The organism is Myxosarcina sp. GI1 (genome assembly GCF_000756305.1).
In the GTDB taxonomy this organism is placed as follows: Bacteria; Cyanobacteriota; Cyanobacteriia; order Cyanobacteriales; family Xenococcaceae; genus Myxosarcina.
Genome location: NZ_JRFE01000012.1, coordinates 86,770 through 100,842, shown reverse-complemented (window position 1 = coordinate 100,842; position 14,073 = coordinate 86,770). Strand labels below are relative to the sequence as shown.

Below are 14,073 nucleotides of genomic sequence, written 5' to 3'. Positions count from 1 at the left end.
ATTCGCTACTGTCAACGATGTGAATAAGCTTTTCTCGCCCAAGTTTGAATTGGTTCTGAAAATAAAGAATGATAGTTTTGTAGTTCACTGGCAGTCATGCCTAATCTACTGGCGCGAGCGAACAATCTTTCTAATGAGCCTATGGCTCGTTCGGCTTCTTTAGTGGATTTAGGAGAATTAACTGCTAATAGTTTATCTAGTTCGCCTCTAATATTAGTTAAAGAAGAAAATTCTGAATCAGAACGTCGTTTTTTATCGGACGGAGCTAAAGAGCGATCGCCATTTTGGTCTTCATCATCCATTAATTGACTCATAGGAGGCACGTAAGTATGAGTTTCGGCATCATACGCTAAAACCTCTCCCGTTTCAATGCGATAAATCCAGGCATAAATCCGCAGCTTACCCTGATGTATTCTGGCTCTTACTACAGGATATGTTTTAAGATTATCGATCTGGATCAAAACATTTTCCGCTACTAAAGTTTCAATCAACTCCTCTCCAGAGTAATCGGGATAGTTTTCCATAACCAAACGGCGTGTAGATTCGGCATGTCTCAACCAGTCATATACTAAAGGCATATCTTCCTGAAGCTCATTGAGCTTCAGCAATCCTTTCATCCCGCCACAGTGAGAATGTCCGCAAATTACTACCTGTTCGATACCTAAAGCATTGATTGCATACTCAATAGTGCCTCCTTCACCGCCATTAGCCGAACCATAAGGGGGAATAATATTGCCAGCATTACGAATGACAAATAGCTCTCCCATATCGGTATTAGTAATTAAATTTGGAGCTACTCTAGAATCAGAACAGGTAATAAACAAAACTCTAGGCTTCTGTCCGTGAGAAAGCTGCTCTAAAAGCTCCTGGTGAGTATTTACATAATTTTGTCGAAATTCATCGAGACCGCGAATTAACTTTTTCACTATTTTCTAACGTAGACAACAAATAACTAGATATTTTTAATTATCCAACAGATTGACGACTATTTTCGTTGTAGTAGACGAGACATATTACTGCGGAACGGACGCAGTCTTCTTTTGAGCATTTTTAATTTAGAGGCAATTTGCATCTTTCTATACTCAATCTGAGCAAAGCTCTCGTTATCGGGCATAATCAATCTACGAGTTTCTATGCAAAGCACTGGTTTATTACTATATTTGGCAATATCAATAGCTTGTTTTAACTCACTTTCGATAAAAATTATGCTTTTGGTTTGCCGATATATTTTAGATTTGAAAGTAGCATGACAATTCAAAGCTTTACGAGTTTCTCCATCGGGCAAATCTAACATACATAATTTTTGGTACTCTACGCCATATTTTTTAAGCCATGTTTCTGTTTGAGGTCTATATTTTTCCAAACGTGAAGTTACCAAACAGCCAACTGGCAGCGTAGGAAGAAACAATGGCTTGGCATTTTCTAAAAAGTTCAGGTATTTAATCCCATCATCATTTTCCTGAGTAGTAGGATCTTCGCAAAGTACTCCATCTATATCTATACAGGCATTCTCAAGATAGCCATGATGCATGAAGTTCCACTCAAACATTCTAGGAAAAGGACAAATATCAAAGTAAAGATCTACTTTGTCTTTGGTATTAGAAGTTACATAAACTGCCGCATAGATAACTTCTTGAGGTATGTTAGCCTCATCAATTTTTTGCTTGGCCATAGCAATAGTTTCGCCAGTCCATAAGCTATCGTCGATCACCAAAACTTTACGGCAGTCATTTACAGTAACTCTTTGTTTGGTATGAGCGCGAGTTCTGCCTTTACCTAACATTCTTCCCGAGATCAAACCATCTAAATCTGTTAAAGGTAAATTGAGATGCAAAGCCAAGATATTAGCAGGAATTAATCCACTCCGAGGGATACCAACTATTAAATCGATATCTCGTGGAATTAAGTTAAGTTTTTTTGACAAAGCAGAACTCATATCGTCAAAAGTACGAAAGTTCATCATGACTTTGCTCCTATGCTATGAATTAATGCCATTGCAACCTGCAAAAACATTGCAGCAGTTTATCTCTTGTCTGGTTTGCAGCTTTGTCTGTTTTGGCATTTCTTTTGATATATTCCAATAACTCATTTTATTAATAATAATTTTACCTTTCATTAAATTTCTAAGTAAAAACTAATTAATTGTCAATTTTAAAATAATAATGTTCGTATATGATTATAAATAATTTACCGATTTTGTTTCTGCTATATTCATTTAAAGTTGAGAATATTGCTCGTAATAGACAAAGTTAGTGCAATAGTCTATGCTCCGTAGTCAAACAACAGAGTAATTTCTGAGTCAGGAGTGAGATATATAGCGAGCCTTCCTATTTCATTTGTTAAACAATAGAGAAAGTAGAGAAAAGCAATACGCAATAGGCAATAGAATTTTTTTTACGTATCATTTAGGATTGCTATAAACCAAAAATTTGAGCTACTGTCTGTGATTTTATCTTGCTCGATGCCAGCTTTACTACCATTGGAATATTTTTAAGTAACTGGAAAATAGTCGGGGCGATAACATAAGTCACCAAATCTTAGAGTAAGGTTAAATAAGACGAAAACATAGAGAAAAAATATTTCATCATATTTTTATATGCAAACGATAAATGTGTCTTGTGTGTAAAGTGAATACCTACCGATTAAAACATATTTTATGATAATTTGTTAAAGGCTATGTCTATATACATATAGTTTTAACAGCTTAAATTAAGGGTTGTTTTACTTGATTGAGTATTATCACAAAAACATTTAATAGTTTAACATTTACTTTTAGTAAAGTTATTAGTTTTATTATCAAGTATTAATTAAGCAGAGAAATTGTTCAATATAATTGTAGTTAATCATAATAAATATTATTAAAACCTTTAATTAAAATGACCGATCGGCTTGCGTCAATTGAAACTGGAAAAGTTTTGTTAGTTGACGATCGCAATGGCAATTTATCAATTTTATCCTCAGTATTAACTTCGAGAGGATATGAAATCAGGCAGGCTAATAATGGAAGATTAGCCTTAGAAATTGCTAGAGCCGAAGTTCCCGACATTGTTCTACTGGATGTAGCTATACCCGATATGGATGGCTATCAAGTATGCCAGCAACTAAAGGCCGATTCTCGCACCAAAGATATTCCAGTTGTTTTTATCAGTACTTTTAATGAAACTGAAGTTATAGCTAAAGCTTTTGCTAGTGGTGGTAGCGAATATATAACCAGACCCTTTAATACTGAGGAAGTTATTATTCGGATTCAACATCAATTAGCGATCGCTCGTTTGAAAGCGCGATTGAAAGCCACAAATCAGCGTCTCAAGATTTTAGCCAGTAAAGACGATTTAACTAAAGTTGCCAATCGGTATTATTTCAACCGTTATTTTAGACAAGAATGGCGTAGGGCATACCGTGAAAACTATCATCTTGCATTAATTCTTGGCGATATCGATTACTTCAAACAGTACAATGACCGCTTCGGACACCAGGCAGGAGATATTTGCCTGAGAAGAGTAGCTCGCGCTATAGATAGCGCAGTCAAACGTCCCGCAGATTTGGTAGCCAGATATGGCGGCGAAGAATTTGCCGTAATTTTACCTCAGACAGCAGGAGCTAATGCTTTAAATGTCGCTCTAGAGATCCATCGGGCTGTAGAGATGCTGCAAATTTCCCATCCCGACTCTGCGGTAAGTGACTTTGTATCTCTGAGCTTAGGAGTAGCTTCTATGCTTCCAACTATCAGAACTAACCGAACGCAGTTGATATCGGAAGCCGATCGCGCACTTTATCAAGCCAAGACTGAGGGACGTAATCGTGCAGTTTTGTATGATTGAATCATAGAAAATATACCACTATAAAAGAAGGCGATCGCCTGCAAAAAAAAAGTGGTTTTCTTTCCAAACCACCTATAATATTTAAATTTTGAAAATCAAAAAATTTACGCCGTAGCTAGTTCGGGCTGTGGGCGTTTGCTGTTACGAATACCTTCAATTGCTTCTGCATAATCGTCAGCCTTAAACACTGCCGAACCTGCTACGATTGCATTAGCACCCGCTTCTAAAACTTGCCAGGTATTGTGAGTTTTTAAGCCACCGTCTACTTCAATCCAGGGGTCTAAGCCTTTATCATCGCACATTTGACGTAATTTTCTCACTTTATCTACCATTTCGGGAATAAAGCTTTGTCCGCCAAAACCAGGATTGACGCTCATAATTAAAACTAGATCGCACATTGGTAGGGCGTACTCAATTAGTTCTAAAGGCGAAGCAGGATTGATTACTACACCTGCTTGTTTGCCTAATTCCCGAATTTGACCCAGGGTGCGATGCAGGTGGGGTGAAGCGTTATGTTCTGCATGTACGGTAATAATATCCGCACCAGCGTTGGCAAAGTCTTCGACATATTTTTCTGGTTCGACAATCATTAAGTGAACGTCGAGAATTTTCTCAGTCAGAGGACGGATTGCTTTGACGATCATCGGTCCAATAGTAATATTAGGAACGAATCTACCGTCCATAACATCAACGTGAATCCAGTCGGCACCAGCTTTATCTACCGCTTTAATTTCTTCGCCCAAACGGGTAAAATCTGCCGAAAGTATAGAAGGGGAAATAACAGTTTTCTTATTAGTCATAATTGATTTTTAGTGTAAAGATCTTTTGTATCGAGCTTAACAAAAATTTTAGATTTCCCCTTTTACCTTATCATGTTTTTTAGCTGTGAGGATCGCCATTTAAGGCAATCTCTGACCTCAGACAGATTCTAAAAGTCGAAATAGTTAAGTTTTTTAAAATTCAACCTGAGCCAGTCTTTGCTGGAGCATTTTGGGAAATGCCGCATAGTATTTTTGGTTGAGAGGGGAAGGATGGGGCAAAGGTAGCAAAGTTATCGCTTTTTGGTGAGTCATACCCATGTCGTCACTAGCACTCAAATTAACAGTCAGTTTAGCTTCAAAGCGATCGCTCCGTTTGTAAAAACTATCTAGTTCTCCTTTAGGTGCGTAGGTAGCAAACCATTTAAAGGCTTCCGTACCCAAAGTAATAACTTGATTTCCCTGCCAGTGAAACAGCAACAATTGTTCGATAAAGGGACGAAAGCGATTTTTGACTTTCATTAAATACGCTTTATTACCTGGAGGTTTGTAAGGAACGGTATTAGCCAGCAACAGGCGGTCGCAGGTAGTTTCATCGAGTTTGGTTCTAGAAGGAGCTTTTTGCTGGTGAATGGCATAATAAAACCCTTCCCTAACCATAGTCCCCGAAGCGCCAATTAGAGGCTGACGGGCATAAACCTCATCTTTGCCCAAATCTCGTCCAAAAAAACACAAAGGACTATTCAAATTGCCAGCATATAATATTGGTTGAGTTGGTTCGAGGTCGGTTTCTCGGTAAACAGCGACATCAATGGGAAATTCTTCGCGTTCGGCTTCCTGCTTGACTGCAGCAATTAAAGTTTCAAGATCGGACATTGTTTGAGTAAATACATAGGGCATCAAAAATTGCTTGTATTATCTCATTTTTTTAAGTAGCAAGTAGCGAGTAGCGAGTAGCAAGTAAAAAGTTTTTACTCTTGCCTGTTCCCCGTTTCCCGTTCCCTAAAGCCTAAAGTCTAAAGCCTAAATACCTATTGGCTAGGTAGTGCGGGAGGATTGGGCGTGGAATCTGGATTATAGGGATTAATGCCGTTGCGAAGCTCTGGTACAAAAGAAGGTAAAGTACTGGGAGTGCTGGAAGCTGGAGGTTGAGAACCCATAGGCAGAGTAGCTAACGCCACGCGATCGCCACCTACTTCTCGCAGTATATCTAAAACTTCTACTACTTCTCTATAGGTCGAATTTTTGGACGCATACAGAACCATCAAGCCATTAGGGTTAGTTTGATTGTATTTTTTGATTTCCCAGTTTAAATCGCTACGGCTGACCAAATCTTGCTCGACATATAGTTGACCGACATCATCTATGGTCACGATTAAAATATCCTGCATCTGAGGCGTGCCAGTTCTTGCCTGGGGCAGATTTAGGCTGATTGCCTGTTGACGAGAAAAATTAACGGCTGCCAAGAGAAAAAAGGTCAAAATGCAAAAAATAACGTCGATTAAAGGCAAAATTTCGATTCGAGCATCGCTCTCTCTAGCATCATCTTGCCAGAGTCTAAAAGGGCGTACTGGTGAATAGCGATACTTATTACGATTATTTTTCTTATTAGAAGTCATTTTAACTTTGCTGATTTACTGTTGAATCGCTGTAAAATTATTGTTCTCCTGCCGCCCAGGGATCGCTTGTAGGCGGTTTCTTTGGTTCGACGTTCATAAAAGAGTATTCATCAGCTACTACTATTTCATCTTCTTCTCGAAACCACTGTTGACGATATATTACTTCTAGTTGACTGGCAGCTTTACGCAATAGCCTAACCTGATTAGACCAAAAAGCTTGAAACAGACGATAAAACGCCAGACTGACGATCGCTACCAACAACCCAACCGCAGTAGAAATCAAAGATTCGCCAATACCCAGGGTAACTCCAGAAGTAGAAGCCGTACCCAAATCGCCAATCCTAATCGAACTTAAAGACTTAATCAAACCCCAAACAGTTCCAAATAATCCTAACAAAGGGGAAAGAGCGATAACTGCCTCTAAAAGTTTGTCTCCTTTACGCATTCTGGCTAACTGTTCGTCAGCAGCAGACTCTAAAGCCAGGTGTAATATTTCTGGATCGGGATTGGAATATTTAAACGGGGCATAAACAAAATTGCCCATAGGATGATTGATATGTTCTCTGGCAACTTTTTCTACTAAATCCCAATTGCGATTGGCTGCCTCAATAATTCTATTGAGAATTTGTTTTTCTCTAAATAATACTCTCGACCAAAACCAGATTCGTTCTAAAATTGTGGCTAGAGAAAGAATAGATAACAATAACAGCGGCCAAATGGCAATGCCGCCTTTAGCGATAATTTCAGCAAAGTTCATGGTGTTGCTTGTCCTCCAGTAATCCTCGTTGCCAAAACATTTCTTCCACAGTTTAAGTTATTCAAATTGTATTAACGATCGATTTTAATTTTTTATCGGCAAATCAATATTAACCAATGCTAGAAGCAGTTAGGAAAAAGCAAGCAATAAACCAGGTGATAGAGAATACTATAGAATTACGCTGGTTTAAACCAGGCGTACCACCAATAGAAGTAGAAGAATGGTTCGATCGCCATTGTCTACAAAATAAAGTTGGGGCAGAAGTTAGAACCGATTTTTATCTCTATTTGCCAGAATCAACCACCGTCAGCTACAAGTGGCGACAGGAAAATTTAGAACTCAAATGGCGACAAGCTGAATTAGAAGCACAAAAATTTGGCGAAGTTTGGTCGGGAAAAATAGAAAAATGGAGCAAATGGATTGACCGCCAAGAATTACCCCAACAACAGCTAAACAATTTTTTTCCTGCTAAATTTTGGCTTGCAGTTAGTAAACAACGGCGGCAGCGTCAGGAAGCAGGAATAACAGGCGAATTAACTAAACTAAAGATCGACTCCCATCTATGGTGGAGTATTGCTTTTGAAATGGCTGATGATAATTGCCATAATACGAGCGGTATTCTCGATCGCCTTAGTAAAACCTATTGCGGACCTCAACTATCAGTTTCTGACTGTTTTGCTTATCCACGACTACTGGCAGAAATTATTCTCAAGACATAAATTTTACCAGACACAAAATTTTAAGTATCCGCCAAAACTCTAACTTATAAGAGAGGTAATTACACTGCCTTTCTCGTCAAGATCGATTTAGTTATTTACTAAACCGCAGCCATGATTGAAACCCCTCCTACCAAACCTACACCAGAACCGCAGCCAGTTCCTACGCCAGAACCACAGCCAGTTCCCAGTCCCATTCCCCAGCCAGTTCCTACGCCAGAACCACAGCCAGTTCCCACACCAGAACCACAACCGATTCCCCAGCCTGAATAAGCAATGAGCAATAGAAGTTAAACTGTTCATAGTTCTCTGTTCATCGCTCATGGTTAATGCAATCGTAGCTAAACTTAAGATTAAGTTATTACAAAGAATTCGTTAGATGCGATCGCATCTAACGAATTTGTCCGACAATAGTAGTTGGTATTGGATTTTAAAAAAGGTATTGAATATACAAAATCAAAATATGTACATTACTAGCGACCTGCACGTTATCGAAACCAGACCATTGTTAAGTCCTGCATATATTAAAAGCGAATATCCTCTAAAAGAAACAGCCGCTGGCTTGGTGTCGAAAACTCGCGATCGCATCCGTAATATTTTATCGGGTGAAGACCAAAGATTATTGGTCGTTGTCGGTCCTTGTTCGATTCACGATGTCAAGGCAGCGATGGAGTATGGTACCAAGCTAGCCACGCTGCGTGCCGAATTGTCAGATAATCTCGAAATACTAATGCGAGTTTATTTTGAGAAGCCTCGCACTACAGTTGGTTGGAAAGGATTGATTAACGATCCTCACCTCGATAATAGCTATAACATTAATACAGGCTTAAAAACCGCCAGAAAATTACTGCTCGATCTGGCAGAATTAGGTTTGCCAGCAGCCACCGAACTTTTAGATCCGATTACTCCCCAATATATTGCCGACTTGATTTGCTGGACGGCAATTGGTGCCAGAACTACCGAAAGCCAAATTCACCGTCAGATGGCATCTGGTCTGTCTATGCCCGTAGGCTATAAAAACGGTACCGATGGCAGTTTTAAAGCGGCAATTGATGCCATGTTAACCGCTAGAATTACCCATCATTTTTTGGGCATCAACCAAGATGGACTGGCTAGTATTGTCAAAACTACAGGCAATCCCGACGGTCATTTAGTTTTAAGGGGCGGCGCGACCCAACCCAATTACGATAATCAAAGTGTAGAAGCAGCGGTAACAGCTTTAAAAGAAAAAACTTTAAATACGCGCTTGATGATTGATTGCAGTCACGGCAACAGTAGCAAAGACCACAATCGTCAGAGTTTGGTCTTAAATAATGTGGCGCAACAAGTTGAAGATGGTTCGTCTCAGATTATGGGCGTAATGATTGAAAGTCATTTAATCGCAGGAAATCAAACGATTACCACTAACGGCAAACCCATGGTTTACGGACAGAGTATTACCGATGCTTGTGTGGACTGGAATACTACTGTAGAAATGTTGCGATCGCTCTCTAAGACTGTAGCCAGAAGATTTGGGCGAGACAACAGCCATATTTCTCTGACAGCCAATTGATTTTTCTTGAGTTAAGATGTCGAGCGAGTTTGGACAAAAAAAAGACCGTCGTATGTCTAGAGGAAAAAAATGCCGACGGTCGCACACAATTTTTAGTACGAACAAACATAGGTTTTAGATGCAGTATCTTAATAATTGTTTACAAAGCAGTGTTTTTTTAGCTTCTCGATCGAACTAAAATTTTATAAATTTGGAGCAGATATTTGAGCGATAACAACTCAATTAGTCGTACTCAAATAGAATTACTAATTACCAAAGCTACCGAAACTCTCAAATATGCCTATGCACCATACTCTCGCTTTAGAGTCGGTGCGGCTGTTTTAACTAAAGCAGGTAATATTTTTACTGGCTGCAATGTAGAAAACGCCTCTTACGGTTTGAGTATGTGTGCTGAGAGAAATGCGGTTGCCACCGCAGTTGCTGCCGAGGGAGGAGATAGCATGAAAATTGCCGCGATTGCTATAGTCAACGACCGTCAAATACCCTGTTCCCCATGCGGTGCCTGTAGGCAAGTAATTTGGGAATTTGGTAAAGATGCCGCAGTCGTGTTTCAAGGTCAAGGGGAATGGCACTCAAACCTGGCTAGCGAATTATTACCTGCGGGCTTCTCTTTTTAAATGCGCGAGTTCTCATTTCTCTAAAAGTTACTTTCTCGATGTAACTGAAAGTTATATTGTATATAAATTGACGACCCAAAAAAATTCGAGACCGCAATGAAGCCATATCTTGCCGCCGCCATTCAAATGACCAGTAAGCCAGACCTGGAACACAATTTGCTTGAAGCAGAAGAACTGATTGATTTGGCAGTACGCAGAGGTGCAGAACTAGTTAGTTTGCCAGAAAACTTTGCTTTTTTAGGCTTAGAAGTAGATAAACTGTCGCAAGCTAAAAATATTGCCCTCAAATCCCGTGAATTTCTCAAAAAAATGGCGCAGCGTTTTCAAATAACCATCCTGGGAGGTGGTTTTCCCGTGCCAGTGCCAGACAACCCGGCTAAAGCCTATAATACAGCAGTTTTAGTTACCCCCGATGGGAAAGAAGTCTCGCACTATCAAAAAGTACATCTGTTTGATGTTAATGTTCCAGACGGCAATACCTACCAGGAATCCAGTACAGTGATGGCAGGGACTAAGTTGCCCCCAATTTATGTTTCCGAGCATTTAGGAAAAGTGGGACTCTCTATTTGTTATGATGTTCGTTTTCCCGAACTATATCGCTATCTGGCACATCAAGGAGTAGATGTTTTGTTTATACCTGCTGCTTTTACTGCCTATACTGGTAAAGATCACTGGCAGGTGTTGTTACAAGCCAGGGCAATAGAAAATACGGCTTATGTTATCGCACCCGCTCAAACAGGCAACCACTATCAACGTCGCTATTCTCACGGACACGCGATGATTATCGACCCCTGGGGAGTTATTTTAGCCGATGCAGGGGAGCATCCAGGGGTAGCAGTTGCCGAGATCGATCCCAATCGTCTTCAGCAAGTACGCAGACAGATGCCCTCTTTGGAACATCGAGTATTTGTTTAGAGCTGGATTCGATTTTCACAACAAGATTGACTGAGTAATAATTTAATGAGCGATCGACCTCACAAACGTTTTGCCCAACACTGGTTGCGTAGTGAAAAAGCCTTAGAGCAAATTATTGCAGCAGCAGAATTAACCGAGAGCGATTGCGTTTTAGAAATTGGTTCTGGTACGGGAATTCTTACCAACCGTCTATTGTCAGAAACTCAAGCCGTAGTCGCCGTAGAAATCGATCGCAACTTAAGTAAAAAACTACGACAAAAGTTGAGCGATCGAGATAACTTTTTACTTTTGCAGGGAGATTTTTTGACAATAGACTTAGAATCTTTGCTGGCTTCTTTTCCCAAATTTCATAACCCCAACAAAGTAGTTGCTAACATTCCCTACAATATTACGGGTCCTATCATCGAAAAACTGCTGGGAAAAATTTCTCGTCCTGCTGTTAGAACCTATCAATCGATGGTGCTGCTAGTGCAAAAAGAGGTAGCGGAACGCCTGATAGCCACCCCCGGTACTAAAGCTTTTGGTGCTTTATCGCTGCGGGTACAGTATTTGGCAAGTTGCGAAATAATTTGTACCGTTCCTGCCAAAGCATTTTATCCACCGCCAAAAGTAGCTTCGGCAGTAATTAGACTACGTCCGCGAGCAATCTTCCCCCCTGCCAAAAATCCGCGCCAGTTAGAAACTCTAATTAAACTCGGTTTTGCCAACCGCCGTAAAATGTTACGCAATAACTTAAAGAGCATGATATCCAGCGAGGCGACAGAGGAATTATTAACGCGATTAAATCTCAATCCCAAGTGTCGTGCCGAAGACCTCAGTTTACAAAATTGGATTGCTTTATGTAACAGTCTCGATCTTTGACATTAGATAGGGTAGGCAAATAATCATCAGAACCAATTATGATTTACGAGAATAGCTTTTTACCCACCAGTTCGATCGAGCCGCGTTTGACAGGATTGTAATGAATTTAATCTAAATGCTTTTGTAGATCTGCTTCGTCGGCGATCGCATGTATTTTTTACGCAGTAATTTAAACTTTTAATATCGGTCTTTAGTAAGATATTAAGCATCAGCCGATTGTTTTCTTCGCCAGAAACTTATCTGACAACCACATTTTTTATAACTTTGAGTGGAAGCAAATTTTCGGCTGATAAAGCTAAAGTTTTATCTGTGTTTAGAGATAGACATGCAGTAAACTTATTCAGCCAAAAAAAAATTATGAGTGACACCACTGTAAAAAAAGTTAGTTCGGCTCAATCGCCAAAGGGTGAAATGGGTCAAAAATATCTGGCTATGGGTAAAAGCCTATCGATGCGGATGTGGGAAAACGAACAACCCACAGACCCCAAACCAGAACAAGCTAGAGAATACGAGACTGTAGGCTATGTAATTCAAGGCAAAGCAGAATTGCATTTAGAGGGTCAGGTAGTAAAATTGGAAGCTGGTGATTCGTGGATTGTACCCAAGGGTGCCACCCATACATACAAGATTACCGAACCTTTTACTGCTGTAGAAGCTACTAGTCCACCTGCTAGAGTTGACGACCGAGATGAAACTTAAGTCCTGCTTGGCGGTTAATGATTTTAATTTTTTTAACATACCAGTTTAGTAATATATGTCAGTTGCAGACTTACGCAAAAACAAGACAATGGCTAATCTGCTAGATGGATTGGAGGCGAGTAAAGATATCGGACACTATGGTAGATTGGTTTTTACTATAGTCGCTCGCCACTTTCTCAGTGAAGCAGAAGCGATCGCCTATTTGCAAAAAGATCCCGACTTTAGTGAATCTGAGGCCAAAGCACTCTACCAACAAGTAGAAGCCAAAAATTACAATCCTCCTCGCAGAGAAAAAATTTTAGAGTGGCAACAACATCAGGTGTTTACAATCTGTCCCAATGCTGAAGATCCAGATGCGGGCAATATCTACCAGGATTTGCAGTTTCCTAGCGAAATTTACGAACAAATCTCAGAATATCACCAACAACAAGCATAAATTTAGTAGGTTTGTCTTTATCTTTATTCTTCAGCACTTACCGTAAAATCGGCTTCCGACGCTCTTTAATAACAGCAAAACTTTAGTCCTGGTTTGTCGATAAAAAGGAGATTTAGTAAATCTACATTCTTTGGCAAGCAAACGACCGAGACATAACAGTTTTTGCAGTAATCTTCTTTACTCTTATAAGAGTCGCAGAATAACTCATGCAATTATTTTCTTCCTGGTCGCGCTGGCAGACTCAAGCGATGACAGCCTTATTTGGCTGGATTCCTTTACTGCCTGGTTTGGGAATTCGATATTTACTCTATCCCATTATCTTCAAAAAAATGGGACGCTCCGTTAAAATTTATCCCGATGTTAGGTTAAAAGATGGATGGCGAATTAAAGTCGGTTTTGGGGTTGTTTTTCATCGAGGTGTGGAAATAGATATCGATCGCAATAACTATCTGGAAATAGGCGATCGCGTCAATCTTTCTAGAGATGTCGGTATTAGCTGCACGGGGCAGAATAATAAAATTATGTTAGCCGATTTGGTTAGTTTAGATAGAGGTGTCGATCTCAGAACTTTTGAGGGTAGTCAGCTATATATTGGCGATCGCACATATGTTGGTCCTCATACCTGCATTTGGGGATATGGCAAAATTTCTATCGGTAAAGATTGCTTAATTGCTTCTCATTCTTCTTTGTACGCTCACAACTATAGATTTGAAGATACTACTCAAAATATCAGAGAGCAGGGTTTTGACTTTAAAGGAATTGTTATTGAAGACGATTGCTGGCTGGGAAGTGGGGTAAATATAGTAGATGGAGTTACTATTGGCAGGGGTAGCGTCATCGGTGCGGGAGCGGTTGTTACTAAGAATATACCCCCTTATTCAGTGGCTGTCGGCGTGCCTGCTAAAGTTATTAAAAGCCGAAAAAATTAACTAGATTTCGTATTTTTCCTGTTGCGATCGCTTTAAAAAATACTTAGCAAGCATTTTTTAAAGATATTGTGTCTGTGAATACAGACAACACAAAGATACTGTTTTTTTGTCTTGCTTGAGTATAAATAAAGTTTAAATCTAATATAAAAAAATTTCTGTTTTTATTGTCCTTTACTACCTAAAATCTAACTTTTTCGAGATATATTGCCGTTAACAACTCACTGCAATTGTATAGTTCAACAATTCTAAATTTGAGCTAGTATGTAAAAATAAACAAAGGCAAATCAATCAGCAAATACGGTTTTGTGGCATAAGTCACTAGATCGCAATACTAAATACTAATATTTTCATAAATGACATTAATTTAATTAAATTATTAAAGTTTTTAATATT

General features: G+C 39.5%; 16 protein-coding genes. 10 read left to right on the top strand and 6 right to left on the bottom strand.

From position 1 onward, the window contains the following. Positions 1 to 11: 11 nt before the first annotated feature. A complete protein-coding gene (locus KV40_RS06410) occupies positions 12 to 926 on the bottom strand; it encodes a carbonic anhydrase (RefSeq protein ID WP_036479061.1) in 915 nt (304 codons plus the stop codon). A 59-nt stretch (positions 927 to 985) separates the two neighbouring features. Continuing rightward, complete coding sequence (locus KV40_RS06405) at positions 986 to 1,963, bottom strand: phosphoribosyltransferase family protein (protein ID WP_081942785.1); 978 nt, start codon at positions 1,961 to 1,963, stop codon at positions 986 to 988. Between the two features lie 913 nt (positions 1,964 to 2,876). Between KV40_RS06405 and KV40_RS06400 the strand changes: the two genes are divergently transcribed. Beyond that, positions 2,877 to 3,821: a diguanylate cyclase gene (locus tag KV40_RS06400; protein WP_036479057.1), complete on the top strand. Its 945-nt coding sequence runs from the start codon at positions 2,877 to 2,879 to the stop codon at positions 3,819 to 3,821. A gap of 104 nt (positions 3,822 to 3,925) precedes the next feature. On the opposite strand, the gene rpe is transcribed toward KV40_RS06400, so the two are convergent. The 4 genes from rpe to KV40_RS06380 form a co-directional block, all read right to left on the bottom strand. Further along, complete coding sequence (gene rpe, locus KV40_RS06395) at positions 3,926 to 4,621, bottom strand: ribulose-phosphate 3-epimerase (RefSeq protein ID WP_036479056.1); 696 nt, start codon at positions 4,619 to 4,621, stop codon at positions 3,926 to 3,928. Positions 4,622 to 4,774: 153 nt separating this feature from the next. After that, complete coding sequence (locus KV40_RS06390; RefSeq protein WP_036479145.1) at positions 4,775 to 5,455, bottom strand: uracil-DNA glycosylase family protein; 681 nt, start codon at positions 5,453 to 5,455, stop codon at positions 4,775 to 4,777. A gap of 155 nt (positions 5,456 to 5,610) precedes the next feature. Then, a complete protein-coding gene (locus KV40_RS06385) occupies positions 5,611 to 6,198 on the bottom strand; it encodes a biopolymer transporter ExbD (protein ID WP_036479054.1) in 588 nt (195 codons plus the stop codon). A gap of 37 nt (positions 6,199 to 6,235) precedes the next feature. Beyond that, complete coding sequence (locus tag KV40_RS06380; protein ID WP_052055418.1) at positions 6,236 to 6,955, bottom strand: MotA/TolQ/ExbB proton channel family protein; 720 nt, start codon at positions 6,953 to 6,955, stop codon at positions 6,236 to 6,238. Positions 6,956 to 7,071: 116 nt separating this feature from the next. Here KV40_RS06380 and KV40_RS06375 point away from each other — a divergent pair, with 116 nt between their 5' ends. The 9 genes from KV40_RS06375 to KV40_RS37100 all read left to right on the top strand — a co-directional run bounded on the left by KV40_RS06375 (position 7,072) and on the right by KV40_RS37100 (position 13,680). Further along, a complete protein-coding gene (locus tag KV40_RS06375; protein ID WP_052055417.1) occupies positions 7,072 to 7,674 on the top strand; it encodes a hypothetical protein in 603 nt (200 codons plus the stop codon). 111 nt (positions 7,675 to 7,785) lie between these two features. Next, positions 7,786 to 7,944, top strand: coding sequence for a hypothetical protein (locus KV40_RS34700; RefSeq protein ID WP_156113961.1), 159 nt, complete (start codon positions 7,786 to 7,788; stop codon positions 7,942 to 7,944). Between the two features lie 190 nt (positions 7,945 to 8,134). Further along, positions 8,135 to 9,223: a 3-deoxy-7-phosphoheptulonate synthase gene (locus tag KV40_RS06365; protein ID WP_036479048.1), complete on the top strand. Its 1,089-nt coding sequence runs from the start codon at positions 8,135 to 8,137 to the stop codon at positions 9,221 to 9,223. A 203-nt stretch (positions 9,224 to 9,426) separates the two neighbouring features. Next, positions 9,427 to 9,840 carry a cytidine deaminase gene (locus tag KV40_RS06360; RefSeq protein ID WP_036479046.1) on the top strand — a complete coding sequence of 138 codons (414 nt, stop codon included), beginning with the start codon at positions 9,427 to 9,429 and terminating at the stop codon, positions 9,838 to 9,840. A gap of 96 nt (positions 9,841 to 9,936) precedes the next feature. Then, a complete protein-coding gene (locus KV40_RS06355) occupies positions 9,937 to 10,755 on the top strand; it encodes a carbon-nitrogen hydrolase family protein (protein WP_036479044.1) in 819 nt (272 codons plus the stop codon). Positions 10,756 to 10,800: 45 nt separating this feature from the next. Further along, a complete protein-coding gene (gene rsmA / locus KV40_RS06350) occupies positions 10,801 to 11,616 on the top strand; it encodes a 16S rRNA (adenine(1518)-N(6)/adenine(1519)-N(6))-dimethyltransferase RsmA (RefSeq protein ID WP_036479042.1) in 816 nt (271 codons plus the stop codon). A 357-nt stretch (positions 11,617 to 11,973) separates the two neighbouring features. Continuing rightward, the gene (locus KV40_RS06345) at positions 11,974 to 12,315 is read left to right on the top strand and encodes a cupin domain-containing protein (protein ID WP_036479138.1); all 342 of its coding nucleotides are present in this window, start codon (positions 11,974 to 11,976) and stop codon (positions 12,313 to 12,315) included. 55 nt (positions 12,316 to 12,370) lie between these two features. Further along, positions 12,371 to 12,751 carry a hypothetical protein gene (locus KV40_RS06340; protein WP_036479040.1) on the top strand — a complete coding sequence of 127 codons (381 nt, stop codon included), beginning with the start codon at positions 12,371 to 12,373 and terminating at the stop codon, positions 12,749 to 12,751. A gap of 206 nt (positions 12,752 to 12,957) precedes the next feature. Next, positions 12,958 to 13,680 carry an acyltransferase gene (locus tag KV40_RS37100; protein WP_036479038.1) on the top strand — a complete coding sequence of 241 codons (723 nt, stop codon included), beginning with the start codon at positions 12,958 to 12,960 and terminating at the stop codon, positions 13,678 to 13,680. Positions 13,681 to 14,073: the final 393 nt, after the last annotated feature.

Coding starts and splice junctions, on each gene's coding strand:
- KV40_RS06380 (WP_052055418.1), bottom strand. CDS start 6,955: ATGAACTTTGCTGAAATTATCGCTAAAGGCGGCATTGCCATTTGGCCG.
- KV40_RS06400 (WP_036479057.1), top strand. CDS start 2,877: ATGACCGATCGGCTTGCGTCAATTGAAACTGGAAAAGTTTTGTTAGTT.
- rpe (WP_036479056.1), bottom strand. CDS start 4,621: ATGACTAATAAGAAAACTGTTATTTCCCCTTCTATACTTTCGGCAGAT.
- KV40_RS06375 (WP_052055417.1), top strand. CDS start 7,072: ATGCTAGAAGCAGTTAGGAAAAAGCAAGCAATAAACCAGGTGATAGAG.
- KV40_RS06365 (WP_036479048.1), top strand. CDS start 8,135: ATGTACATTACTAGCGACCTGCACGTTATCGAAACCAGACCATTGTTA.
- KV40_RS06385 (WP_036479054.1), bottom strand. CDS start 6,198: ATGACTTCTAATAAGAAAAATAATCGTAATAAGTATCGCTATTCACCA.
- KV40_RS34700 (WP_156113961.1), top strand. CDS start 7,786: ATGATTGAAACCCCTCCTACCAAACCTACACCAGAACCGCAGCCAGTT.
- KV40_RS06355 (WP_036479044.1), top strand. CDS start 9,937: ATGAAGCCATATCTTGCCGCCGCCATTCAAATGACCAGTAAGCCAGAC.
- rsmA (WP_036479042.1), top strand. CDS start 10,801: ATGAGCGATCGACCTCACAAACGTTTTGCCCAACACTGGTTGCGTAGT.
- KV40_RS06390 (WP_036479145.1), bottom strand. CDS start 5,455: ATGTCCGATCTTGAAACTTTAATTGCTGCAGTCAAGCAGGAAGCCGAA.
- KV40_RS06340 (WP_036479040.1), top strand. CDS start 12,371: ATGTCAGTTGCAGACTTACGCAAAAACAAGACAATGGCTAATCTGCTA.
- KV40_RS06345 (WP_036479138.1), top strand. CDS start 11,974: ATGAGTGACACCACTGTAAAAAAAGTTAGTTCGGCTCAATCGCCAAAG.
- KV40_RS37100 (WP_036479038.1), top strand. CDS start 12,958: ATGCAATTATTTTCTTCCTGGTCGCGCTGGCAGACTCAAGCGATGACA.
- KV40_RS06405 (WP_081942785.1), bottom strand. CDS start 1,963: ATGATGAACTTTCGTACTTTTGACGATATGAGTTCTGCTTTGTCAAAA.